General features: G+C 35.3%; 16 protein-coding genes. 14 read left to right on the top strand and 2 right to left on the bottom strand.

Going from position 1 to position 25,044, the window contains the following annotated elements; translation table 11 throughout:
* The first annotated feature begins 2 nt into the window (after positions 1-2).
* The 9 genes from GSB9_02067 to GSB9_02075 all read left to right on the top strand — a co-directional run bounded on the left by GSB9_02067 (position 3) and on the right by GSB9_02075 (position 13,344).
* Complete coding sequence (locus tag GSB9_02067; GenBank protein ID UKM65497.1) at positions 3-1,634, top strand: trehalose synthase; 1,632 nt, start codon at positions 3-5, stop codon at positions 1,632-1,634.
* A 5-nt stretch (positions 1,635-1,639) separates the two neighbouring features.
* Positions 1,640-3,550 (top strand): 1,4-alpha-glucan branching protein GlgB, encoded by a 1,911-nt coding sequence (gene glgB, locus GSB9_02068; protein ID UKM65498.1) that lies wholly within the window; start codon positions 1,640-1,642, stop codon positions 3,548-3,550.
* Between the two features lie 268 nt (positions 3,551-3,818).
* Entirely contained in the window at positions 3,819-6,221 is a 2,403-nt protein-coding gene (locus tag GSB9_02069; protein UKM65499.1) for a glycoside hydrolase family 31 protein, read from the top strand.
* A gap of 156 nt (positions 6,222-6,377) precedes the next feature.
* Positions 6,378-8,267 (top strand): histidine kinase, encoded by a 1,890-nt coding sequence (locus GSB9_02070; protein UKM65500.1) that lies wholly within the window; start codon positions 6,378-6,380, stop codon positions 8,265-8,267.
* A gap of 5 nt (positions 8,268-8,272) precedes the next feature.
* Positions 8,273-9,034 carry a LytTR family DNA-binding domain-containing protein gene (locus tag GSB9_02071; GenBank protein ID UKM65501.1) on the top strand — a complete coding sequence of 254 codons (762 nt, stop codon included), beginning with the start codon at positions 8,273-8,275 and terminating at the stop codon, positions 9,032-9,034.
* Positions 9,035-9,044: 10 nt separating this feature from the next.
* On the top strand, positions 9,045-10,946 hold the full coding sequence (locus GSB9_02072) for a hypothetical protein (protein UKM65502.1): 1,902 nt from the start codon (positions 9,045-9,047) through the stop codon (positions 10,944-10,946).
* A 245-nt stretch (positions 10,947-11,191) separates the two neighbouring features.
* Positions 11,192-11,866 (top strand): hypothetical protein, encoded by a 675-nt coding sequence (locus GSB9_02073; GenBank protein ID UKM65503.1) that lies wholly within the window; start codon positions 11,192-11,194, stop codon positions 11,864-11,866.
* A 91-nt stretch (positions 11,867-11,957) separates the two neighbouring features.
* Positions 11,958-12,932 (top strand): AhpC/TSA family protein, encoded by a 975-nt coding sequence (locus tag GSB9_02074; GenBank protein ID UKM65504.2) that lies wholly within the window; start codon positions 11,958-11,960, stop codon positions 12,930-12,932.
* 82 nt (positions 12,933-13,014) lie between these two features.
* A complete protein-coding gene (locus GSB9_02075) occupies positions 13,015-13,344 on the top strand; it encodes a hypothetical protein (GenBank protein UKM65505.1) in 330 nt (109 codons plus the stop codon).
* Positions 13,345-13,407: 63 nt separating this feature from the next.
* On the opposite strand, the gene GSB9_02076 is transcribed toward GSB9_02075, so the two are convergent.
* Positions 13,408-15,279, bottom strand: a complete 1,872-nt coding sequence (locus GSB9_02076) for a cation:proton antiporter (GenBank protein UKM65506.1) — start codon at positions 15,277-15,279, stop codon at positions 13,408-13,410.
* A gap of 138 nt (positions 15,280-15,417) precedes the next feature.
* Between GSB9_02076 and GSB9_02077 the strand changes: the two genes are divergently transcribed.
* Both GSB9_02077 and GSB9_02078 read left to right on the top strand, forming a co-directional pair.
* Positions 15,418-16,266: a universal stress protein gene (locus GSB9_02077; protein ID UKM65507.1), complete on the top strand. Its 849-nt coding sequence runs from the start codon at positions 15,418-15,420 to the stop codon at positions 16,264-16,266.
* Complete coding sequence (locus GSB9_02078) at positions 16,263-18,470, top strand: SulP family inorganic anion transporter (GenBank protein UKM65508.1); 2,208 nt, start codon at positions 16,263-16,265, stop codon at positions 18,468-18,470. Before GSB9_02077 ends, GSB9_02078 begins: the two co-directional genes overlap by 4 nt.
* A gap of 9 nt (positions 18,471-18,479) precedes the next feature.
* On the opposite strand, the gene GSB9_02079 is transcribed toward GSB9_02078, so the two are convergent.
* The gene (locus GSB9_02079) at positions 18,480-20,258 is read right to left on the bottom strand and encodes an SLC13 family permease (GenBank protein ID UKM65509.1); all 1,779 of its coding nucleotides are present in this window, start codon (positions 20,256-20,258) and stop codon (positions 18,480-18,482) included.
* Between the two features lie 171 nt (positions 20,259-20,429).
* Here GSB9_02079 and GSB9_02080 point away from each other — a divergent pair, with 171 nt between their 5' ends.
* From GSB9_02080 to GSB9_02082, 3 genes are all read left to right on the top strand, one after another.
* Entirely contained in the window at positions 20,430-21,293 is an 864-nt protein-coding gene (locus tag GSB9_02080) for an MBL fold metallo-hydrolase (GenBank protein UKM65510.1), read from the top strand.
* A gap of 28 nt (positions 21,294-21,321) precedes the next feature.
* Positions 21,322-22,926 (top strand): S8 family peptidase, encoded by a 1,605-nt coding sequence (locus GSB9_02081; protein ID UKM65511.1) that lies wholly within the window; start codon positions 21,322-21,324, stop codon positions 22,924-22,926.
* Between the two features lie 243 nt (positions 22,927-23,169).
* A complete protein-coding gene (locus GSB9_02082) occupies positions 23,170-24,864 on the top strand; it encodes a M1 family metallopeptidase (protein ID UKM65512.2) in 1,695 nt (564 codons plus the stop codon).
* Positions 24,865-25,044 lie beyond the last annotated feature (180 nt).

Genomic DNA, 25,044 nt, shown 5'->3' on the forward strand with positions numbered 1-25,044 from the left:
ATATGAGCAATAATGTTTCAACAAAATCAGCCCAACCTGTTTTCGTGAGCGCCAAGCCATGGGAAGACTTATTGGATTACCCTGATTTTGTTGAAACGTTCTTATCAGATGTACTAGAAAAATACATTGTCAATCAACGTTGGTACGGCGGAAAATCAAGTCAACTCAAATACATTGAACTATCTGAATTTTTTAAAATCCAACAAAACGGCGAAATTTACTATGGGCTTATTTTAGAAGTCAATTTTGTTGAAGCATTTTACCAACATTATTTTTTACCCATAGCCTTTGTAACCGATGAGGATTTTGCAAAAAAAGACCAAATTCTTCCTATAGAAATAAATAATCAATTTGGGTATATTATTGATGCCACAAATTTAGAAGCTTTTAGGAAATTAGTCTTCGAGCGTATTGCCAAGGCAGAGCCGAAAGACACCACCAAGGTTCAGTATCACAAAAGCCATATGTTCGGCCACCTTAAATACGAGTCTTCAAGGTTTATTGGCTTAGAACAAAGCAACACCTCGTTGGTTTATAATGAAAAATATGTTTTAAAGTTTTTCAGACGGATTTTCGCAGATAAAAATCCAGACTACGAGATGAGTCGTTTTCTTTCTGAAAAAAAGGAATTTAAAAACACTCCGGCCTATTTGGGCAGCATCAATTTGGTCGATTCCAATAATGTGAACATTACTATTGGCTTAATGCAACAAATGATTCCTAACCAAGGTGATGCTTGGGATTATATGCTGAAAGAATTGCACAAAGTTTTTTGTAACATAGAATACAAAACCATTGCTATTGACCAGCTTCCCAATACAGATTTGTACCAACGCTTAAACATTCAAAGTATTCCTCCAGAAATTATAGATTGGGCCGGTTTAAATATATTTAACCAAGTACAAACCTTAGCCAAGCGAACAGCCGAAATGCACATCGCATTAGGCTCTGAGTTTGAAGAAACTGCATTTACACCAACTCATTATAACGGCGATTATACAGTTTGGTTAAAGAATAAAATGCTTTATCAATTCCAAAACAGGCTCAATACCGTTGAAAACAACCTCAACAAACTAGAGGGCATGGCTTTAAAATTGGCCAACGAATTTCTGGATAAAAAAAACATAATCAGGAAACGCTTTGTTGATTTTAATTGGACCAAGCTAAAAGGCGAACGCATAAGAATTCATGGCGATTACCATTTAGGCCAAATACTGGTTAAAGACAACGATTTTTATATTCTCGATTTTGAAGGCGAGCCCGAAAGCACCATACGTGACCGAAAGGTAAAGCAGCCTCCTCTAAAAGATGTTGCAGGGTTGTTCAGGTCGTTTCATTATGCTATTTACGCCAATGTATTTAACAACCATAAGCAACATTACAAAGCCTCTTTAGAAGAATTATTTAAAGCTTCAGAAATTCTATACCGCTACATTACCGGTCTGTTTTTAGGCACTTACGTTTACGAAACACAAAATGCAAACTTAAATCTAGGATATAACCAAGAGCGTATTTTTATACTAAAATACTGTCTGCTTGAAAAAGCAGTTTACGAGTTGGGGTACGAACTCAACTCACGCCCAGAATGGGCAATCATCCCACTAAAGGGAATATCTAATATAATAAATCATTAAAATATATGGCACAAGTAAAAGTTTACAGTTTATTTACAGAATTCGACATCAACCTTTTTAAAGCCGGTAAGCATTACAGGCTTTACGAAAAATTTGGTTCACACCTAGTTACCGTTGATGGTATAGAAGGCGTCTATTTTGCCGTATGGGCGCCCAGCGCTAAGCAAGTTTCTGTAATTGGTGATTTTAATTATTGGATGGAAGGCGAACACCAGCTAAACGTACGTTGGGATTCCAGCGGTATTTGGGAAGGTTTTATTCCTCTTGTTGAAAAGGGGGCAAAATATAAATACAAAATACAAAGCCATAACAATGATATAAAAACCGAAAAGGCCGACCCCTATGCAAGACGCTACGAACACCCACCAAGCACCGCATCTATAGTTTGGGACGATGACTACAAGTGGAAGGACAAAAACTGGATGAAAACCCGTAAAAAGAATAATGCGCTAGATGCACCATACTCTGTTTACGAAGTCCATTTAGGCTCTTGGAAGAAAAATGTAGAAGAGAATAGGTTCATGTCGTATTATGAGCTGGCAGACGATTTGGTAAATTATGTAAAAGACATGAACTTTACCCATGTAGAGCTTATGCCTATTATGGAGTATCCTTACGACCCCTCTTGGGGCTACCAACTTACGGGGTATTTTGCGCCCACATCGCGCTTTGGTTATCCCGAAGAGTTTAAGTATCTGATTGATAAACTCCACCAAAACGATATTGGTATTATTTTAGATTGGGTACCGTCGCATTTCCCTGAAGATGCTCACGGTTTGGGCTTTTTCGATGGTTCTCACCTATACGAACACCCAGATAAACGTAAAGGCTACCACCAAGACTGGAAAAGTTTAATATTTAATTACGAAAGAAACGAAGTGCGTTCGTTCTTAATAAGTAATGCCATTTTCTGGATGGACCAATACCATGCCGACGGGCTGCGTGTAGATGCCGTAGCATCCATGTTATTTTTAGATTATTCACGTGAAGACGGCGAATGGGAGCCTAATATTTACGGTGGCAGAGAAAACTTGGCTGTTATAAGTTTTCTTAAAGAATTGAATGAAGAAATTTATGCATCCTTTCCCGATGTGCAGACCATTGCCGAAGAATCGACAGCCTTCCCTATGGTTTCAAAACCCACTTTTGTTGGCGGATTAGGTTTTGGCATGAAATGGATGATGGGCTGGATGCACGACACGCTTGAGTACTTTGCAAAAGATCCTGTTTACAGAAAATACCATCACAACGAGATTACCTTTAGTTTAGCATATGCCTTTACCGAAAACTTCATGTTGCCTTTGTCGCACGACGAAGTGGTTTATGGCAAAAACTCAATAGTAGGAAGAATGCCCGGCGATGAGTGGCAACGTTTTGCTAACCTCAGGTTGCTCTATGGCTATATGTTTACACACCCAGGAACCAAGTTATTGTTTATGGGCGGTGAATTTGGACAATACAATGAATGGGATTTTCAAGAAAGTTTAGATTGGAACCTACTAGATTTTAAACCACATAAAGACACACAAAATTTCTATAAAGCACTAAACAAATTCTATAAAACAACACCAGCGCTTTACGAAAAACCATTTTCTGGCGAAGGTTTTGAATGGATAAGTTATGACGACCATGAAAATTGTGTGATTTCCTATATCCGAAAGGGCTACAACCCTGAAGAAAACGTTGCTGTAATTTGCAACCTAACCCCTAGCATTAGAGAAAACTACCGTATTGGTGTTCCGGTTAAGGGCAAACTAAAAGAAATCTTTAACAGCGATTTAGAGGAATTTGGTGGTAGTGGCGTTTCAAATACAAAACAAATAACCATTAAAAAAACACCTTGGAACGGCAAAGATTATTCAGCAGAAGTAACCTTACCGCCTTTAGCTGTAACGGTGTTTCAATTTAAATCTTAAAATAAAAAGTCTCTTGCCCTGCTCTCACAATTACGGGGCAAAAGACTTTAATCTAGTACTTAACACTAAAAATCACTACTGATTTTCAAATTAATTTGCTATTAATCTCCATAAAAATACATCTGAAAATACTTTTTTGTAAGATCCACAACTATGTGTTTGAATATTTGAGCATTACACAAATTTCTTAGTTATTTTTTAATAAAATTTGACACGACTTAAATTTAAAAATTAGTATTTTCGGCATTTATTATACACGCATAACTCTATGATATTAAATACAGAACTTGAATACAAAGGAAATTTATTTCCTTCCAAAATAATAAAATATGAAAAAAACCTAAATGTACTGTCTTTTACTACCGAGAATGGTGTAAAATTAGAGGTTACTGTACGCCGCGATAGTATCTTAAGGTTTAGGTTTACAACAACAGGTATATTTGATAACGATTTTTCGTATGCTATTACAAAATACGCTAGCCGTGGTTATAACCACCTAGAAGTTACCGAAGATAATGAACATTACATCATTACCACATCAAAATTGATTTGCTACATTTCAAAAATAGATTTAAGATCATCTATTTACGACGCTAAAGATAATAGCCTGATATGTGAAGACGAATTAGGCTTCCACTGGGAAGAAAGCTACCAATTTGGCGGCGATGTCGTTAAAATGTCTAAAACAGCACAGCCCGGCGAAAGCTACTATGGTCTTGGCGACAAACCCGTAGACAACAACTTAAAAGGGAAGCGTTTTGAAAATTGGGTGACCGATTCTTATGCTTACGGAAGAGATACGGATCCCATTTATAAAGCCATTCCGTTTTACACGGCCTTACAGAACAAAAAATCTTACGGTATATTTTTCGATAACACGTTCCGTTCTTATTTCGATTTTTGCAGTGAACGACGTAACATTACCAGCTTTTGGGCACATGGTGGTGAGATGAACTATTATTTTATCTATGGCCCAGAGATGTCTGAAGTAGTTGCCAACTACACCGATTTAACAGGTAAACCACACGAAATGCCCGCGCTGTGGGCACTTGGTTACCACCAATGCAAGTGGAGCTACTACCCAGAATCTAATGTTAAAGAAATTGCTGCTAAGTTTAGAGAACTGAAAATTCCTTGTGATGCCATTTATTTGGATATTGATTATATGGAAGGATTTAGGTGCTTTACATGGAGTAAAGAATATTTTCCAGATCCTAAACGTATGGTAAAGGAACTCGCTGACGATGGCTTTAAAACCATTGTTATTATAGATCCAGGAATTAAAATAGACATGGATTATTCTGTGTTTAAAGAAGGCCTTGAAAAAGACTATTTCTGCAAACGTGCCGATGGGCCATATATGAAAGGGAAAGTATGGCCTGGAGAATGTTATTTTCCAGACTTTACCAAACCAGAAGTAAGAGATTGGTGGTCCAATTTATTTAAGGAATTAGTAGAAGATATAGGCGTAAAAGGTGTTTGGAACGATATGAACGAACCTGCCGTTATGGATGTTCCTGGAAAAACTTTTCCAGACGATGTGCGACACGATTACGATGGCAACGCTTGCAGTCACCGAAAAGCGCATAACATTTACGGCATGCAAATGGCACGTGCCACCTATCAAGGCTTAAAGAAATTTTCATATCCTAAACGTCCTTTTGTTATTACCAGAGCGGCTTATTCGGGTACACAACGCTATACGTCAAGCTGGACGGGCGATAACGTGGCCTCTTGGGATCATCTAAACATTGCCAACCTGCAAGCCCAACGTATGGCTATGTCTGGTTTTTCATTCATTGGTTCAGATATTGGAGGGTTTGCCGAACAACCCAATGGTGAACTTTATGCCCGTTGGATACAATTGGGTATTTTCCACCCTTTTTGTAGAACGCACTCTTCTGGAGACCACGGAGACCAAGAACCATGGGCATTTGACAAAACCATAACTGATGTCGTTAGAAAGTTCATTGAACTTCGTTATCAATTATTACCGTACTTATACACGGCGTTTTGGAGATATGCCGATGAAGGTATTCCTATCTTAAAATCGTTAGTACTTTACGATCAAGAAGATCAACAAACGCACTATAGAAACGACGAGTTTATTTTTGGTGAAAAAATACTGGTTTGCCCTGTAAATGGACCCAATCAAAAAGGAAGGCGCATGTACATTCCTCGCGGGAAATGGTATAACTTTTGGACTGACGAGGTTGTAAAAGGCGGGCAAGAACTATGGGTTGATGCTGATCTTGATAGTATGCCTCTTTTTGTTAAAGAAGGTGCAATTATTCCTAAATATCCTATCCAACAATATGTAGGTGAAAAAACGATTGAAGAATTAACGCTAGATGTGTATTACAAACAAGGCAAAGAAAACTCAATGGTTTATGAAGATGCTAATGATGGTTACGATTACATAAAAGGCCGCTATAGTTTAAGAGATTTTAAACTTCATGGCAAGAAAGATGAGTTGATAATTCAACAACATAAATCTGGAAAGTATGTAACCACATACAAAACCTTTAAATTAAAATTACACGGCCTACCTTTCAAAATTTCAAAAATTGAGGTAGATAATGTTGAAATTCCGTTTAAAGAACTAAAGCTTAATGGGGACAACACTTTAACACTTATTAAAGAGTTTACAGAGTTGCACATTATGGCTTAAGCGCATCATAAATTAATTTTTAGAGCCCCACTTTTTGAAGTGGGGCTTTTTTTGTCTTTGTTCGTGACTCTTAAAAAAGTCAAGAATGCCGTTCGTCGGAAAAATATTTTAAAAACCCACCTATTAAGGTTTCTTTGTAGAGCCATAAGCTAAAAAATGAAAAAAATACTCCTTTTACTACTTCTATTATTAACGCCATTGATATTTATAATGATGAATTCTTCTGAAGATTCGTTGCTCTACAAAATTGAAGGTGACGGCTATTCAAAAGAAACTAAGAATATAAAGTGGGAGTATATTAAAGATAAACTCTTTGAAGGGAAGGTGTATAGAAGCCATGAAAAAGCCAAAAAGATTTCTGGCCCCATTATTTTATTTACACTCAATAATGCAACAAAACAAGATAGTTTAGCGGTAAAAACGGTTATTGAAGATTTAAAAAAAGTTATTCCTAACAAAACGACAGATTACTTTTCAAAGTTTACAAACATTGGGTTTTCAGAGTTTGTCAACAATAAAAGCAATGGGGATATCAAAGGATATTCCTATCGTGATATTATAGCATCTACCATAACAATAAATTTTGAAGTCAATAAATACCAAAATAAACGAGGCGCCAATAAAAGTACAAAATCGTTATACTTTAGTTTTAAAAATGAAACTCCTCTATATAGCCGAAAAAAATATATTCAATACGACATATTAAGAACCATTTGTTTTATAGATGATAAAAACAACGAGACCATTTTTCTTAACCTCAACTACCCAACCGAAGCTATATTTAATGATCCAACTTATAATGTTTTAGATAAAGAATTTACAGAACTCGATAAATATTTAGTTCTAAAATTATATTCAGATGATTTTGAGGAGCAGTTTTCAGACTATATGTACCAAACCTATCCATGGCGGTATGCCAACCTTTTTGTAAATAAAAATTTAGCGTACATCAAGGTTTATACTTTAATAGTGGTTATAGGGCTCTTATTGTTTTTTACTTCATTTAGCCTTTTTAATAGTAGAAAAACAACATATTGGAATTATTTTTTCCCTATGTGTGTGGTTTTTATAGGATTGATGAACTCACACTGGTTATATCGTTATTTTATTGAAATTGAGCTCCCCACGGGTTCATTGAACCACATCATAGTTGTGCTCGTGTATGTATTGGTTTCTTTAGTTGTAGTCTCATTTTTATTATGGTTTTTAGAGCAAAAACTAATAAATAATTACTTGGGTTTTACATACCAATTTATAATGAAACTGGTGCTAACGTTTAGCGCTTTGCATATTCCTATCATTTTGGGTTATTTTTTATTAGACAACACAAATGAAAACTTAACAGCTTATGGCTCTGTTTTTTTCGTGTTTTTAACCTTAACCTTAGGGCGAGGTTTATTAATCTACTTAAATCACTTTTCAGACTCTTTGATAAATCAAAAAGAAGTAGAACTAAGTAGATTAAAAGAATTAAACGCTAAAAACGAACTGAAATCACTGCATGCCCACATTAACCCACACTTTTTATACAATGCGCTGAATTCTATAGCAAGTTTAATGCATGAAAGCACGAGCAAAGCTGAGGAGATGATTATTTCGTTATCAGATTTGTTTCGATATTCCATTAACAGAAAAGAAAAGAACATGAGTACTGTTAAGGATGAAGTTACCATGGTAAAAAATTACTTGAAAATTGAAAAAATTAGATTTGGCAAACGTCTAAATTTTATCATTGATGTAGATGAGGGTCTGCTTGAAAAAGAAATTCCTATGTATATTTTACAACCACTTGTTGAAAACGCAGTAAAACATGGTGTTTCAAAAGTAGAGCACATCGGAGAAATAAAGCTAGAAATAAAACAAAACAAAAATAATCTATTAATATTCATTAGTGATAACGGCAAAGATTTTCCTGAAGACTTATATAGTGGTTTTGGGCTACAATCTGTAAACGATTTACTAAGATTAAGCTATGGAGATAAAGCAAGCTTAAATTGGACAAACACTCCTAAAAAGAAAATTATAATTTCAACACCGCTGCAATAATAACTATGAAAAAACCATATTCCGTTTTAATTATTGATGATGAACGCTTAGCGAGGTTGCGTCTTAAAAAGTTAATTGAAGAGTTTTCAAACTTGTTCAGAATAATTGGAGAGGCAGAAAATGGATACGAAGCAGAACAAATGATTCTGGACCTACAACCTGATATCATTTTTCTAGATATAGAAATGCCCGGTTTAACAGGTTTTGAATTGTTAAAAAAATTAAAACTAGTGCCTATGGTCATTTTTTGTACAGCCTACGAAGATTACTCCCTTCAGGCATTTCAAACCAATAGTGTAGATTATTTAATCAAACCTGTAAAGAAGGAACGCTTGCAACAAACGGCGTTAAAGATTGAGCAGCTAAAGGCAAGTTTTTCTAAAGAGAATGTTTTTAGGGCCATTAATACAATTTCTGAGGCCAAGGAAAAAAATAGAATAACTTCTATTACCGTAAAAAAGAAAGATAAAATCGTTTTCGTGAAGCTTGAAGACATCTGTTATTTTGAAGCCACAGAAAAATATGTCGCTATACATACCAATAAAGGCATTGAACTTGTTGAGCAATCTTTAACCAAATTAGAAGAAAAACTGCCTCAAAATTTTTTAAGAATTCACAGAAGTTTTTTAATCAATACGAATTACGTAAAAGACTTTCAAAAGTATTTTAACAACCGGTATATCATTAATCTTTTAGATCATAAAAAAACAACGATAACCTCCGGTAGAACTTATAAAGACGCCATAAAAACTTATATAAATCAATAAAATTAGAATTATGAAAACGATTTTGTTCATACTGCTTATTGCCTTAACGACTTCGGTTTGTAACGCAAGCAACCCTATTACACCCAGTGAAACATCAACGACTACTATCGATAAACAGATACCAGAAGATGTAAAAGCATGGTTAAAAGCAGAACTAGCAAACACAACAACTACCGTATTGGAAAACTTTGAAACACCAGCTTTTTTCACAAAAAAGAATGCGAAAATTATTGGTTATATTAAAGGTTACGACCAAACATTAGGAGCAAAAACAGGTATATTTTATTATACTAATCAACTAACAAGAGAAAATAAACCTCGCGTTTTAGAAATTCATGAAGATGGTCGTTTTGAGTTGGAATTACCTTTAGATTATCCGATGCAAAACTATTTTGTAATCGAAAAATATCCCATCTCATTTTATATTGAACCAGGACAAAACCTATCTATTATCTTAAATTGGGAAGATTTAAAAGCCAAACGCACTTCCCGATATTTTAAAAAAGCTAGGTATCAAGGGCCTTTAAAAAAAATAAATACCGATTTGTTGCACTATAAACCAGAATATAACTCTGGGCATTTTCAAGAAAAAGAAGCCGTAATGCAACCTGATGCTTTTAAAAAGTATATGCTTGAATTTAAAACCAATGCTTTAAATGAAATTAAGGCGTACGAGCAGAGTGGGGAAATCGACAAAAAAACAAGCGAACTTTTAACAAACGACATTGTATTAGAAACATATCGCTTTTTATTTGATTACTATTTACCTACTCATTCTCCTAGATATGGGCAAGGAAAAAGAAAGGCAAATAATATAGATGATACCCATCCAGAAGATTACTATGATTTTATTCCAAAGCTCCCTTTGCATAAACAATCAATTTTAGTTAATCAAAATTTTGGAGTGTTTATAAACAGGTTAGAGTATGCAGATCCTCTACAGCCACAATCAAAAAACATGAGTGTAAGTACAAGTATTTCCTCAGATGATTTTTTAAAGTTTTTGGAAACTAAAAATGTAAAGATAAGTTTAAAAGAAAAAGAACTTTATAAAACCTTTCAAAAAGAACTATCTAATTGGGTAAAACAAAACGGGCATAAGAAGCCAGAATTACCAAAAGATTTAACAAATAAAATAAGGGCTTTGAACAAAAAATATGAGCCTTTTAGAAAAGAATATTATAATTTTATTGAAGAAAGAAGAGAGAATGCTTGGAAGAAATACTTTATAAAAAAGTGGCAAGAACAAGACTCAATAGCTAGCAGTTTGGGTATAAAAAACAATTTAGTTTACGAGATTATAAAAACCAGAACATTAAAATTTATGATGGAATCTGATGGCATGTACAAAGACAAAGCATGGTATTGGTCTGAATTAAAAAAAGGTATTACAAGTCCGTATTTAATTCAAGTTTGTGATAATTTATTTAACGATAAAGTATCCGAACCAGAAACCTATCCTTTACCTGAACACGAACCAGGCACAGCCATTTTTAATAAACTTATTGCGCCTTATAAAGGTAAAATTGTTGTGATTGAATTTTGGAATCCACATTCATACTACCAAGGAAAAGACTTAGAAGACATTAAAAAAAGACGCAAACTATACGAGAATAACAAAGATGTTGTGTTTTTAAACATAACTAACGAATCCCGTTCAACCCCAGAATACTATAAATCTGCTGTTGAAAAAAACGGCTTTAAAAACTCTCTTAGAATACCACAAGATGATTACAACTACATGAGACAGTTATTCAAGTTTAACGCTTCAGCACATGATGTTTTAGTAAAAAAAGATGGTGAAACGGTGTATAACAATTTTGAAGCTCACAATGTTGAGCATTTTTTAAGACAAGAATTTAATATTGAACCAACGCAACAAAATAAAAATTCTGTGTATATATATCATTAACTCAAATTATCGAGTTTATAGATAATGGCTTAACCTTCAATATTCAACATATGTAAATAGGCTGTCTAAAAAACCGTTATTCCGAATAACGTGAAGGAATCTTTAAAAATTAATTTGCTGATTTTGAGATTACTTCGATATATATATTTCTCGTAATGACGTTTTATTATTACTTTTTTAGACCTTTAGTTTCAAGTGTATTATATTTAAAGAGGAAAGTTTAGGTTAACTAAAATTATCAAATAATGAACCAGCTAAAAATTATTTTTTTGTTAATGCTTTCATCTTTGTTAACATTCGGCCAAGAATTTAGTAACGACCATAACATTGATTCAGAAGATTTAATAAATATCTTTAAAGAACAAGGAATTAACTTTTTTAAGTTTCCCTTTGAACTTGAAAAAGGAGAGTACATTTCCATAAGCTACAAAATATATGAATATGGAAAGTTAATTGAGCAAAGAAATGTTATTGAAGATTTTCAAAAAGAGAATGATTTACAATTTAATCACCATCATAGTAGAAAAGATTCTACGACATTCCATAGATTGTACTTTATTAAAGAAAGAGACTCTTTAAAAATGAAACAAGTTCTTCCTGGATTTACAACGTTTCAAAAAATAGATATTTCAAAAGTTGCAATTTCAGATTTTGCTGCAAGAACTAATGTTGATGTCTCTCTTACAAACAAAAGAGAGATTCTTTTTTATTATGCTTTGTATAACAATAGTGCCAAATTGAAGGAAAATGGAGGGTGGTTATCTTGTCCTACAGGAAAATCTAACGATAAGCTCATAAATAGTTATGACATGTTAATCCTTTTCTTTGCTGAGAGAATTAGTGCAGAAAGAGCGAAAAGTATTTTAGGAGAGGGTTTCTACAATAACATTTCCTGCCCAATCCCAATAAATAAAGAATAATTTTCAAATGAAATTTATTACCAAACTAATAGTGTGCCTATCGACAATATTTTTATTTAACTGTTCGTCTGACAAAAGGAATATTCTCGAATTGAACGGGGAGGTTATTGGAACAGACACTAAATCGATTATGCTAATAAAGCCTAACCAAGACACTAGGTTTGATTCAATCATAGAGATTCCTATTGTTAATGGTAAATTTTACTACAAAAAAGAACTTAAAAACCCTGAAGTAGTGAACCTAGCATTTACCCAATCAGTAAAAAAAGGTATATATAGACCTATGCCTCTGTTTCTTGAAAATGAAAAAATTGATTTGACCATTTTTCCAGAAGATGAATTTGATAAAAATATAGTCAAGGGTGGGGATTTAAACTCTGAATATAAAAACTATAAAAAAGAAGCGGAGTCTTTATTTAATTCTAGAGATTGGGAAAAACAATTAAAATGGGAGCAAGAAGATTATATTGGTCAAAATCCAAATTTAGTATCGTATTACCTTTTTTTAGAACAGTTAATATACTTCAAAGAATATATTAATTTAGATTTAGCCAAAAACAACTATAAAAAGCTCTCAAAAATTTATCCAAATCACCTTTATAATGATCTAGCAACCAATTTAATAAAAGCTATTGAAAACATAAAAGTTGGAAAAAAATACGCAGACTTTTCCGCTCCTGATTTAAATGGAAATGAAATCAAACTTTCTGAAAAAATTAATGGAAAAGTAGCATTATTAGATTTATGGGCTACTTGGTGTGGACCTTGTATAGCCAAAAGTAGAACAATGGTTCCTCTCTACAACGAATACAAAAACAAAGGATTTACAATTATTGGTGTTGCTGGAGAATTTAAAAACACCGATAGACTTGTGAAATTCCTTGAAAAAGAAAAATGGGAATGGATAAATCTAGTTGAACTGGACAGACAAAATAATATTTGGCAAAAATATGGAGTTGACGGTGGTGGCGGTGGAATATTCCTAATTGACCAAAATGGAATAATATTAGCAAAAGACCCAACCGCAAAAGAAGTTAGAATGGAATTAGAATCTCGATTGAATTAATAAAACTTTGTTTGACGCTAAACCACGCAACTACTAACAGAAAACCGTTAACAAAATATATTTGAAAACAATAAATAAAACTATGATAAAATCAGGATTTTGGGAATCGAGTGGCAAGAATCCCTTTTGGATAAACGTTGTTGATGATACTGTTTATTGGATGGGAATGAATAAGCAAAATGACGAAACAAAACTAGGAGAAAACTGGTGTCATGTAGGCTTTGGAAAAATACAAGGAAACAAAATAGAACTGTCATGGTCTGATATTCCCGTTGGCAAAGACCAATTGTATGGTAAAATAACCATTGAAATTCTGAATGAAACTAGTATGAAAGTGATTGCAGATTCTGGCAATTTTGGAAAATCGGAATGGAAATGGGTAAGTTCAACCAAAAACTTTTCAAAATTATAAATTTAAAAATTACCTCCTATTTTAGCCACGATAAAATACCGATTCCATGTTGTTTGTCCTTACTTATTGATCTTCCTTAGAAGCTTTAGTTTCGGCCGTAGGCACTTCTTCAACATCAAAAGGTTTTCCTAGATATACCAATTGGTAACCTTCTTGAATATCTTTTACTTCTAGATTATATGAGGATATAATATGTAGCTCGCCTTCATCATCTTTCACAAATAAAGGGATAATGTCGTCATCGCCATTTGAAATTTTAATCAGTTTTTCATAGTGTTCTTTATTTTCTAGATTGATTTCCTGTATTGAGGGGTATTTTTCAGTCAATTCAGATAAGCTATTGAAATCATCATTATGCGAAAACAAACCTTCTTTTGGGGTGTTTTCTTCATTTAACATTTCCTGCGTTGTTACCAACCTAAAAGATCCATTTTCACCAAACTGTTTACTAAATTTTTTGATGGCGTATTTATTAATATCGGGGTTTCCTGTAAGTGCCATTAAGTAACCCACATCGCTTAGTTCAATATTATCCATCAAGGTATCGGAATAAATATTGGTAGTTATGGCTTCTAAACCAAGTTCTTTGGCTTTTTCAATATTGCGTTCGTTACTATCAATAAGCACCACATGGCGACCGTTGTTTTCTAAATAATGCCCCAATAAGCGCGACACTTTTGATGCCCCGATAATTAAAATCCCTCCTGACTTTTTTAGAAAAACACCTACTAATTGTGCAAAAAGCCGTGCGGTAGTTGCATTTAACAAAACTGTTCCTAAAACTATCATAAAAACCAAAGGGGTTATGTACTCTGCGTCAACAACACCTTTGTCTGCCAATGTTAGTCCAAACAGCGAAGCAATACCGGCCGCCACAATACCTCTGGGCCCTACCCAACTTATAAAAAGTTTTTCCTTTAATTTTAACTTAGACCCTTGTGTACTGAGAAAAACGCCTACAGGCCTGATAATAAAAACTACCAAAGCAAATAGTATCGCAGCATTCCAGTTATAAACAAGGAGTAAGTCTTCCATGTTAATATTTGCCGCCAGTAATATAAACAGGATAGAAATAAGCAATACACTTAACGATTCTTTAAAATAAAGCAGCTCTTTTAAATACGACGAATTAGAATTACCTAAAACCATTCCCATGACCACAACAGCTAACAATCCCGACTCGTGGGCAAAACTATCGGATAAAACAAAAACCCCTAAAACCGATGCTAGAGCAAAAACATTTAAAAGATAGTGCGGTATCCATTTTTTATTAATTGAAAAATTCAGGGCATGGGCAAAAGTAAAACCAAAAGTAGTACCAAATAATACAATTTTACCAAATTCTATAAGAGCCGTTTTGGTGAATTCGCCCCCTGCGCCAACACTAATAAACTCAAATACTAGTACTGCTACCAACGCTCCAATGGGGTCTATTAAAATACCTTCCCATTTTAAAACAGCAGAAACATCTTTTTTTAAAGGTATATTTCTTAAAATAGGAGTAATTACAGTTGGCCCCGTAACAATAATAAGCGATGAAAACAGATATGATATTTCCCAACTTAAATGGAACACAAAATGAGCCGCCAGAGCGCCTCCAAAAAATGTAACTATAGACCCAATAGTAATAAGCTTTGTAATTACTGGCCCAACATTTTTTATTTCGCCCTTTCTTAAGGTTAACCCACCTTCAAAAAGAATAATACTAATAGCTAACGACACAAAGTAAAAAAGGCTTTCGCCAGGAAACAACCCTTCCTTACCATTCCAAATAGGCTCAATCCACTTAGAACCATCTTCGCTTAAAAACTCAGCAGCAATAGGCCCTACCAACAAACCAATTAATATTAGAGGCAAAATAGCTGGAATTTTAAATTTCCAAGCTACCCACTGTGCCAATATCCCCAAAATAATGATTCCCGCTAATTCTATCATACGTAAATGCTTATAAAAATGACTAATTTAAATAAAAACAGATGATTTTAAAGGTTTCTCATTATTGTTTTTGGCATAAAGCGTCATGTTTTTAAAAAAATGTTATCTTTCAAATCTTACAAAAAATTTAGTTAGCACGTGCGTTTAAAGCCATTTAAAAGTATAGGAATTGGTATAGCTTATTCTCCCAACTTAAAGGCCAACCTCTTTGAAGCAGCAAGGTTGTCTGTTTTCTTTGGAGCCAAGTTGTATTTAATACATGTGGGTGAGGTTTCTGAAGAAAAAACAAAAATGCTGAACATTATTTTAAAAAGCTTTGAAAAAGATAAGCTCAATTACGAAATCGTGTTTAAAACGGGTAACCCCGTTGATGTTATCCTATCAACTTCCGAAGAAAAAAATATAGATCTGCTCATTCTGGGCGCACTTAAACGCGAACGGTTTTTTAAATATTACATCGGTTCTATTGCCAGAAAGATTACCCGTAAAGCAAAATGTTCTGTATTGTTACTTATTAAACCTTCGGTAGAGCGATTACCTTGCCAACATGTTGTGGTAAACGGACTAGAAGATCCAAAGACCGAACAAACGATAACCACAGCCTTTTACGTAGCCCAAAAACTAAATGCCGAAAAAATAACCATTGTTGAAGAAATAAAACAGGATCAGATTGCCGTAAAGGTTGAGGACGATAAATCGTTGCGCCGCGCTAATATTATTAAAGAACGCATTAGAATGCGCGAAAACTCAAGAATTAAAGAAATAATAAGCCATATTCCGGAAGACTATTTAACAAACAAAACGATTAAGTTGCAACCTATTTTTGGAAAGCAAGGCTATTCTATTGGGCATTACGCACAAATAGCTAGAGCTGATTTACTGGTTATGAATGCCCCAAGAAAAGCCACCTTTTGGGACCGTTTATTTCCGCACGATATCGAGCACATTTTAACCGAGTTGCCAACCGATGTATTGATTTTACAATGAGTCCAAAAAAAAATAACATAAAACTGTTTTTTAAAGCCTTACCTAAAAATATATTTTCGGGGTTTGTTGTCAGCCTCATTGCTTTACCTCTTGGCTTAGGGCTTGCCATGGCTAGCGATGCCCCTGCTATTTCTGGTGTTATTGCTGCCGTTGTTGGAGGAATTGTTGTGTCCATTTTAGGAGGAAGCCACGTAACTATTAGCGGTCCAGGTAACGGGTTGGTAGGTGTTATTCTTGTAGCAATTACGACCTTAGGTTTAGAAAATGCATATATAGCCATTATATTTTCGGGTGTTTTATTGGTGCTCTTGGGTGTGTTTAGAATGGGGAAATTGGCCGATTTTTTTCCATCTGCAGCTATTCAAGGAATGCTAGCGGCCATCGGGTTAATTATTTTAGGAAAGCAGTTTCATATCATGTTGGCCCATAAAATTAAAAGGGAAGATACCGTAGATTACCTTTTTGAAATTCCCTTTACCATTAATGATGCTTTACATTATGGAAGAAGCGGATTGATTTATGCTGCTATCGCAGGTGTTATAAGCCTAGGCATTATGGTGTTCTATTCAAAAATCAGAAATAAATATTTGCAGCTTATCCCGGCACCTATGTGGATTGTAATACTGTCTATAGGCTTCAGCTATTACTTTGAGTTTGGCTTGCACGAACCCAATCCCATTGCCAGAGAATACATGATTTCTGGAATACCGGAAATTCAGCAAATTATAGCCGAATTACCAATACCTAATTTTAGTGGTATTTGGAGCTTTCCGTTCTGGGGAAGTGTTTTGGCTTTAACCCTCATTTCTAGCATCGAGTCGCTTTTAAGCATTAAAGCGGTTGACAAATTAGATCCTGAAAAACGGCGATCTAACGTAAACAAAGATCTTAAAGCTTTAGGTTTGGCAACCATTGGCAGTGGTTTTTTGGGCGGGTTAAACGTGGTAACTGTTATAGCACGAAGCTCGGTAAACGTAAATAATGGCGCCAGTAACCGATCGTCTAACTTTTTTCATGCCATATTCTTAATCATATTTATTGTATTCTTTAGCTCACAACTTACGCGAATTCCATTACCTGCACTTATGGCCATATTGGTCTATACAGGTTATAAATTGGCCTCTCCCAAGGTTGTAACAAAAATGTCGTCGATTGGAAAAGAGCAACTCATTATTTTCTTCGTAACGTTAATCGTTACCTTAAAAGTAGGCCTAATCACGGGTATTTTGGCCGGTGTTTTAGCTACACTCATTATTCATATTGTAGTTAACAAAAGTGCTGGTTTGTTTTTCAGAAATATTTTAAAACCCAACGTACTCATGTACAAAGAGCAAGATAGTAAGCACAATTACTACATAAGCGTAAAGCATTTTTGCAGCTTTTTAAATTATTTTAGGTTAAAGGAAAAATTAGGTGTTGTTCCTGAAAACTCCGATGTTATTGTCGATTTTTCACTTTGCGAATTTGTTGACGATACCGTTTTGGAAAATATGAGTGACTACCAAGTGCTTTTTGCTAAGCGCGGTGGGCATTTTGATGTTATAGGCCTCGATATGCATGATACAGACTCCAAACACCCTTTTGCATCAAGACGGTTATTGCCTGTGCCTAACATCATTAAAAAAAGCCTAACGCGACGCCAAACCTATATGGAGAACTTGGCAAACGATTATCAACTTAATTACAGCCCTAAACATGTAAAGGACGTTTCCTTTTTAAACAACTTTTCGTTTTTTTCAACTAAGTATATAGACCACATCTATAATATTTTATCGCACGAAAAAAGTGCCATAAAAATGTTCGATATTGAATTTACCGAAGGTGAGTTTATAGCCAAAGAAGTAGTTCGCACTACCATGGTTTACATCAATTTTAATAAAACCATACCCAAATTTACTTTAGATAGGGAAGGGTTTTTAGAAAAAGTATCCGCTTTTGCCGGTTTTAAAGATATACCCATTGAAAACCATGATGATTTTTCAAGAAGATTTTATTTATTGGGCGAGAATGAAACCAAAATTGCCGAATTTTTTGACGACGATGTAACCCACTTTTTTGAAAGTAACCCCTATTACCACGTAGAATCAGACGGCAACGCCTTGCTTATTTTTGGCCGGGAGCGCTTGGCAAGTATAAAAGAAATAAAGGCGATTTTTGATTACGGAAAACGGTTGAAAAAGGTTATTTTAAAAAACCAAAATTGATGCTTTTTTTTAAATAGGATTAAAAGGAAAAAAATAAGGGATAACGAACGAAGCCGCCAACCAAATAAGCAGGTTTAAAGGCGTTCCCATTTTTAAAAAATCTGAAAACTTATAATTTCCGGGCGCATAAACCATGGTATTTGTGGGGTAGCTCATGGGCGTCATAAACGTTAAGGAACATGCAAACATAACGGCTACTAAAAACGGGCGTTCGCTAATGCCCATCGCTTGGGCCAAAGTAATCACAATAGGCACCATCAAAGCAGCCGTGGCCTTGCTTGAAATTAAATTGGTTAATATAAATGCCGCTAAATATATAATGCTTAAAGTAAAATAGGCATTGTATTGCCCAAGTGTATCCATAATGTAATTGGCTATTAAATCGGCACCTCCTGTTTTTTCGAGTGCCGTACCCATAGAAAGTACACCGGCCATCATAAAGATTACCTTCCACTCTACCGCTTTGTACGCTTCCATAGGTTTTAAAACCCCAATAAGTATCATTAACAGAGCACCTACCATAGCACTTATTAAGATAGATGTTACATTAAGCGATGCCGCCATAATAACTCCAATACCAATTAAAACCGCAGGAATAGCTTTTTTATAGTCGGTTTTCTTTTTTACATATTCTGAAAGTTTAACAATAAGACTTTGAGACTCTAAGTTGTTTATTTCCTCGGGTTGCCCCAACATAAGCATCATGTCACCTTCTTTTAAAGTTATATGGGTGAGTTTATTGTATTTCATTTCTCCGCGCTGCCGGATGGCGATAACCGAAGAATTATATTGCCTTCTAAAATTAATTTCTTTCAATGAGCTTTCAGACAAACCCGATCCAAATGGAATAATCACTTCGTATAAATTGAAAGACTTATATTTTTCTTCGGCTTTCTTCATGCGCTTACTCCCTTTAATACTATAGCCCTCAACATCCAACAAGCGCGATAAGGTTTCTGGAGGAACGATAATTTTTAAAATATCGCCTTGTAATATTTTAGTATCTGTATCAAAATTATGCTTTAATACACCATCACGTAAAATGGAAAGTATGTTAACGTTAAAATCGTTAACCAAAACCGATTTTGAGATAAATTGCCCAATATCCCTACAGTTATCTTCCACAAAAAGCTCGGTGATGTATGTTTCTGCTTTTCTGGTAAATTCTTCATTACCGCCTCTATTTTTTGGCAATAAAATAGGGCCCAAAACAAAGATATATGTAAAACCTAGAGCCAACAAACATAGGGCTGCCAAGCTAAACTCAAACATTCCAAACTCATCAATCCCATATTTTTTGGCATAACTGCTTACCAAAATATTGGTGGATGTACCTATTAGCGTACAAGTACCCCCAAAAAGTGCGGCAAACGATATGGGCATGAGCAACCTACTCGGACTAATTTTTGTTTCTCTGCAAACGGTTAAGGCAATAGGAAGCAAAAGCGCTACAACAGCCGTATCGTTTATAAAAGCTGAAAACAAACCCGAAATGGAACAAAAAACCACTAAAGCCACGCTGTAATGTATTTTAGCCAATTTTATAATTCGGTGGCTCAATCCTTCTAAAATACCAGAGCTAAAAATACCGCCACTAACCACAAAAATGCAACCCAAAGTAATGGTTGCAGGATGGTTAAACCCCGAAAAACCTTCTTCCGGACTTAATACCCCAGCAACGATAAACATGGCCATTATAAGTATAGATGTTGTATCTATAGAAAAATAATCCCTTACAAAAAGGATAACACCAAACAGGATAATGGCAAATGTTATTATAATGTCCATTTTTTGGTATTCGATTTAATAGTTTTTAATTTTTTGTCCATTTAAATTTAATTTATTTTTAAGGGGTTTCAAAAAAATGTTTGCGCCAAGTGTTAAAATAAAGCTATAATTTAAAGCTTTGCCTCAATAATTTTAATGCTTTTATTAATTTGCAAGACTTAAAAACTTTCAATGCAATTATACCCCATACAGGCAGGAAACCTAAAGCTAGATGGTGGTGCTATGTTTGGTGTTGTTCCCAAAACATTGTGGAATAGAACCAATCCCGCAGACGCCAACAATATGATTGATATAGCCACACGTTGCTTACTTATTGAAGACGGAAATAGACTTATACTTATCGATACCGGAATGGGAAATAAACAATCCGATAAGTTTTTTGGCTACTACTACTTGTGGGGTGACTTTAGTTTGGATAAGTCATTGGCACAATATGGTTTCCACCGCGACGACATTACCGATGTTTTTTTAACCCATTTGCATTTTGACCATTGCGGAGGTAGTATTCAGTGGAATAAAGATAGAACCGGTTACGAACCCGCTTTTAAAAACGCACACTTTTGGAGCAATAAAGACCATTGGCTATGGGCAACAGAACCCAATAGAAGGGAAAAAGCATCGTTCTTAGAGGAAAATATTTTACCCATGGAAACCAGTGGGCAGTTAAAATTTACATCGCTTCCTAATCGAGATATGCTAAAACATTCAGAGTTAGGTTTCGATATTTTCTTTGCCGATGGGCATACAGACAAACAAATGATTCCGCTCATTACATATAAAGATAAAACCATAGCTTTTATGGCCGATTTGTTACCAACCGTTGGCCACTTACCGCTACCCTATGTTATGGGTTACGATACTAGACCACTACTAACGTTGAACGAAAAAGAAAAGTTTTTAAACTTAGCCGCAAAAAACAATTTCTACCTGTTTTTAGAGCACGACGCCCATAATGAAATCATTACTGTAAAAAACACCGAAAAAGGTGTTAGGCTAAACGAAACATTTACTACACAGGATATATTTAATTTTTAATACAAATAGACTAATTCAAATAATACCAATGAAAAACACAAAAATACTTGTTGCTTCAATATTCTTATCGGCCTTAATATATGGCTGCGGAAGTACTGCAGATATTTTATCCACCCCAGTCGAAAACATTGATACCTCGCCCTTAAAGGTGTCAGAATTAACCGAATCTGAAAAAAAACAATGGGGCCATCTAGACCTTGTTAAAGACACCATTCCGGGGATGAGCGTTAACAAGGCTTATTCTGAACTTATAAAAAACAAAAAAGGCCAAAAAGTACTTGTTGCTGTGCTAGATTCTGGAATTGATATAGACCACGAAGATTTAGATGATGTGATTTGGACCAATAAAGATGAAATTCCAAACAATGGAAAAGACGACGACAACAACGGCTACATAGACGATATTCACGGTTGGAATTTCTTGGGCGACGGCTACAACGAGCAGTTAGAATACGTTAGAATTATAGCCAGTGGCGACACCAGTAACCCTGATTATGAGCGTGCAAAAGCTGAATACGAAAAAGAATATGAAAAATGGATGCAGCGCAAAACACAGCACGAACAAATATACCAACAAATAAAAGGTGCCCATGAAACCTTGGTAAAACATCTTGGTAAAGAAGATTACACCCAAGAAGAAGTTAATGCCATTACGCCTGATAGTGAAGCGTTAAGCCAGGCTAAACAAATCGCGCAGTACCTTTTTAGCAATGGCGATACTTTAACTGGGGCTTTAGAAGAAATTGAAGGTGTTTTAGAAACCATCAACGACTTTTTAAATTACAAGCTCAATACAGATTTTAAGGGTCGCGTAAACGGAGACGACCCCGAAGATATGTCGACCAAATACTATGGCAACGGAAATGTTAAACCTGTTAAAAAAGAAGAAAGCCATGGTACGCATGTTGCCGGAATTATTGCTGCAGAACGCAATAACGGAAAAGGTGCCAATGGCGTAGCCAACAACGTTGAAATTATGACGGTTAGAACGGTGCCCAGTGGCGACGAATATGATAAAGACGTGGCTTTGGCCATTAGATATGCCGTAGACAATGGTGCTAAAATTATTAATGGCAGTTTTGGTAAAAGCTTCTCTCCGCACAGCGACTGGGTTCGCGATGCGATTGCCTACGCGGGTGAACATGATGTCCTTTTTGTTCATGCCGCAGGAAACGATAGTAAAGACGTTGATGTTGAACCCAATTACCCTGACGATAATGTTAACGGTAAAGAAATATCAAACAATTACATAAGAGTTGGTGCACTGGCACCCAAATATGGATCCAGCATGGTGGCTTCGTTCTCCAACTACGGAAAAAATAATGTTGATGTTTTTGCTCCCGGTGATGATATTTACTCTACAACACCCGAAAATGAGTATGACACCAAAGGCGGAACTTCAATGGCTGCTCCTGCTGTTGCTGGCGTGGCTGCACTAATTAGATCATATTACCCGAGTTTAACAGCAGCCCAAGTCAAGCAAATTTTAATGGATTCTGGATTGCCCATTAAAACCAAGGTTATTGTTGGTGGCGATACTAGTGATATTCGTCCGTTTGCCGATTTAACCAAATCTTCAAAAATGGTTAATGCATACAACGCATTGATAATGGCCGCTAAAATGTCTAAATAGTTTTTTAAGTTTTAAAAGGCTGTTCAACATAAAGTTTTTATTTGAACAGCCTTATTTTTAATTTTAATATTCATGAATAGAATTTATATTTATATTCTTTCCTTCGCCTTTATTTTATCATGCGGAAGTTCGCAAACTGTTAAAACTCCCAAAGAAACCCCCAGCGTTCCTGAACCACCTCAACCTCCTAAAGTTGAATTTTCATCCAACCACTGTTATTGGCAACAGCATGTCGATTACAAAATGGAAATAAATATGGATGTAGAGAACTACCAATATGAAGGCAAGCAAACTTTAGTTTACACGAACAACTCTCCTGACACCTTAAATAAAGTTTTTTATCACTTGTATTTTAATGCCTTTCAGCCCGGAAGCGAAATGGATGTACGTTCTCGCAATATTCCCGATCCCGATAGCCGAGTTAAAGACCGCATAAGTAAGTTAAAACCAGACGAAATTGGGTATATAAAAGTAAATTCTTTAAAACAAAATGGCGAACCTTTAACCTATGAAACTGTAGGTACTGTTCTAGAGGTAAATTTAGAAAATGCCATAAAACCCGGTGAAAGTGTCACCTTCGATATGCTTTTTGATGCACAAATACCTGTGCAAATACGTCGTTCGGGCAGAAAAAATAACGAAGGGGTAGCGCTTTCAATGGCACAATGGTATCCCAAATTAGCCGAATACGATTACGAGGGCTGGCATGCCGACCCTTATATAGGTCGTGAATTTCATGGTGTTTGGGGCGATTTTGATGTAAAAATAGCCATCGATAAAACCTATACCATTGGCGGTACCGGATATTTGCAAAACCCCAATGAAATTGGACACGGTTACCAAACCGATACCTTAAAACAACCAAATACCAAAAAACTCACTTGGCACTTTGTGGCACCTAATGTGCACGATTTCACCTGGGCTGCAGATCCAAACTATAAGCACGATACTATACAAGTTCCAAACGGACCACTTTTGCATTTCCTTTACAAAAACAATATGCCAAAAGACAAATTGAACAACTGGAAAAAACTACAGCCTAAAGCCGTAGAGCTCATGCAATTTTACAGTGAAAATATTGGCCAGTATCCATACAATCAATACTCTATTATTCAAGGTGGCGACGGTGGTATGGAATACGGCATGTGCTCCCTAATTGCAGGCGAAGGCAATTTTAGCGGACTATTTGGTGTAACCGCACACGAAATGGCACATTCGTGGTTTCAGTTTTTATTGGCTACCAACGAACTCACCAACTATTGGATGGATGAAGGTTTTACCGAATACTACGGTGAACTCGCCGAATGCAAAATTTTCAATAAACCTTTTGAAAAGCCTACAAAACGCGTTTACGATATCTACTATTATTACGTAAATTCTGGTGCCGAGCAACCCCAAACCACCCACGCCGATCGGTTTAATTATAACCAGTCTTCATCCATTTCGGCTTACTATAAGGGTTATGTATTTTTAAACCAATTGGCTTACATAATTGGTGATGAAAATCAAAAGGAAACCATAAAGCAATATTTTAATCAGTGGGCTTTTAAACACCCTACTCGAACTGATTTTATTAGAGTTGCTGAAAAAGTGTCTGGTTTGGAATTAGATTGGTACTTAAACGATTGGACCCGAACCATCAATACCATTGACTATGGTGTTGAATCTATTGAAAATAATAAAGTTACATTAAAGCGCATTGGTTTAATGCCTATGCCTATTGACCTTACCGTGACTTACACCGATGGCACCAGCGAAGATTTCTACATTCCCTTACAAATGATGCGCGGTGAAAAACCAACCGAAGCCACTATGATAAAAGATTGGGCTTGGGCCTACCCTACTTATACATTTGAAACTTCAAAGGATGTAAAATCGGTTGAAATCGACCCCAAAAATATGATGGCCGATATTGATAAAGAGAATAATAAAAAGTAAATTATTTACTTTTCAGGTTACTATAAAAAAGGCTTCTATTGAATTAGGAAGTCTTTTTTTATGAATAAAAATGCCTGTATTCGAAACTTCTCTCCCGATAGCTATCGCGAACAATTCCTCATACTTCGGAATCACTCGAAGTGACGTAACGTTCAAAATTTAACGATTGGTCAAAATTGA

It is taken from the genome of Flavobacteriaceae bacterium GSB9 (assembly GCA_022749295.1).
Taxonomy (GTDB): domain Bacteria; phylum Bacteroidota; class Bacteroidia; order Flavobacteriales; family Flavobacteriaceae; genus Flavisericum.

What these genes read in the sequence shown, in the direction of transcription:
- GSB9_02067 (UKM65497.1), top strand. Translation starts at nt 3, where the DNA reads ATGAGCAATAATGTTTCAACAAAATCAGCCCAACCTGTTTTCGTGAGC.
- glgB (UKM65498.1), top strand. Translation starts at nt 1,640, where the DNA reads ATGGCACAAGTAAAAGTTTACAGTTTATTTACAGAATTCGACATCAAC.
- GSB9_02069 (UKM65499.1), top strand. Translation starts at nt 3,819, where the DNA reads ATGATATTAAATACAGAACTTGAATACAAAGGAAATTTATTTCCTTCC.
- GSB9_02070 (UKM65500.1), top strand. Translation starts at nt 6,378, where the DNA reads ATGAAAAAAATACTCCTTTTACTACTTCTATTATTAACGCCATTGATA.
- GSB9_02071 (UKM65501.1), top strand. Translation starts at nt 8,273, where the DNA reads ATGAAAAAACCATATTCCGTTTTAATTATTGATGATGAACGCTTAGCG.
- GSB9_02072 (UKM65502.1), top strand. Translation starts at nt 9,045, where the DNA reads ATGAAAACGATTTTGTTCATACTGCTTATTGCCTTAACGACTTCGGTT.
- GSB9_02073 (UKM65503.1), top strand. Translation starts at nt 11,192, where the DNA reads ATGAACCAGCTAAAAATTATTTTTTTGTTAATGCTTTCATCTTTGTTA.
- GSB9_02075 (UKM65505.1), top strand. Translation starts at nt 13,015, where the DNA reads ATGATAAAATCAGGATTTTGGGAATCGAGTGGCAAGAATCCCTTTTGG.
- GSB9_02076 (UKM65506.1), bottom strand. Translation starts at nt 15,279, where the DNA reads ATGATAGAATTAGCGGGAATCATTATTTTGGGGATATTGGCACAGTGG.
- GSB9_02078 (UKM65508.1), top strand. Translation starts at nt 16,263, where the DNA reads ATGAGTCCAAAAAAAAATAACATAAAACTGTTTTTTAAAGCCTTACCT.
- GSB9_02079 (UKM65509.1), bottom strand. Translation starts at nt 20,258, where the DNA reads ATGGACATTATAATAACATTTGCCATTATCCTGTTTGGTGTTATCCTT.
- GSB9_02080 (UKM65510.1), top strand. Translation starts at nt 20,430, where the DNA reads ATGCAATTATACCCCATACAGGCAGGAAACCTAAAGCTAGATGGTGGT.
- GSB9_02081 (UKM65511.1), top strand. Translation starts at nt 21,322, where the DNA reads ATGAAAAACACAAAAATACTTGTTGCTTCAATATTCTTATCGGCCTTA.
- GSB9_02082 (UKM65512.2), top strand. Translation starts at nt 23,170, where the DNA reads ATGGAAATAAATATGGATGTAGAGAACTACCAATATGAAGGCAAGCAA.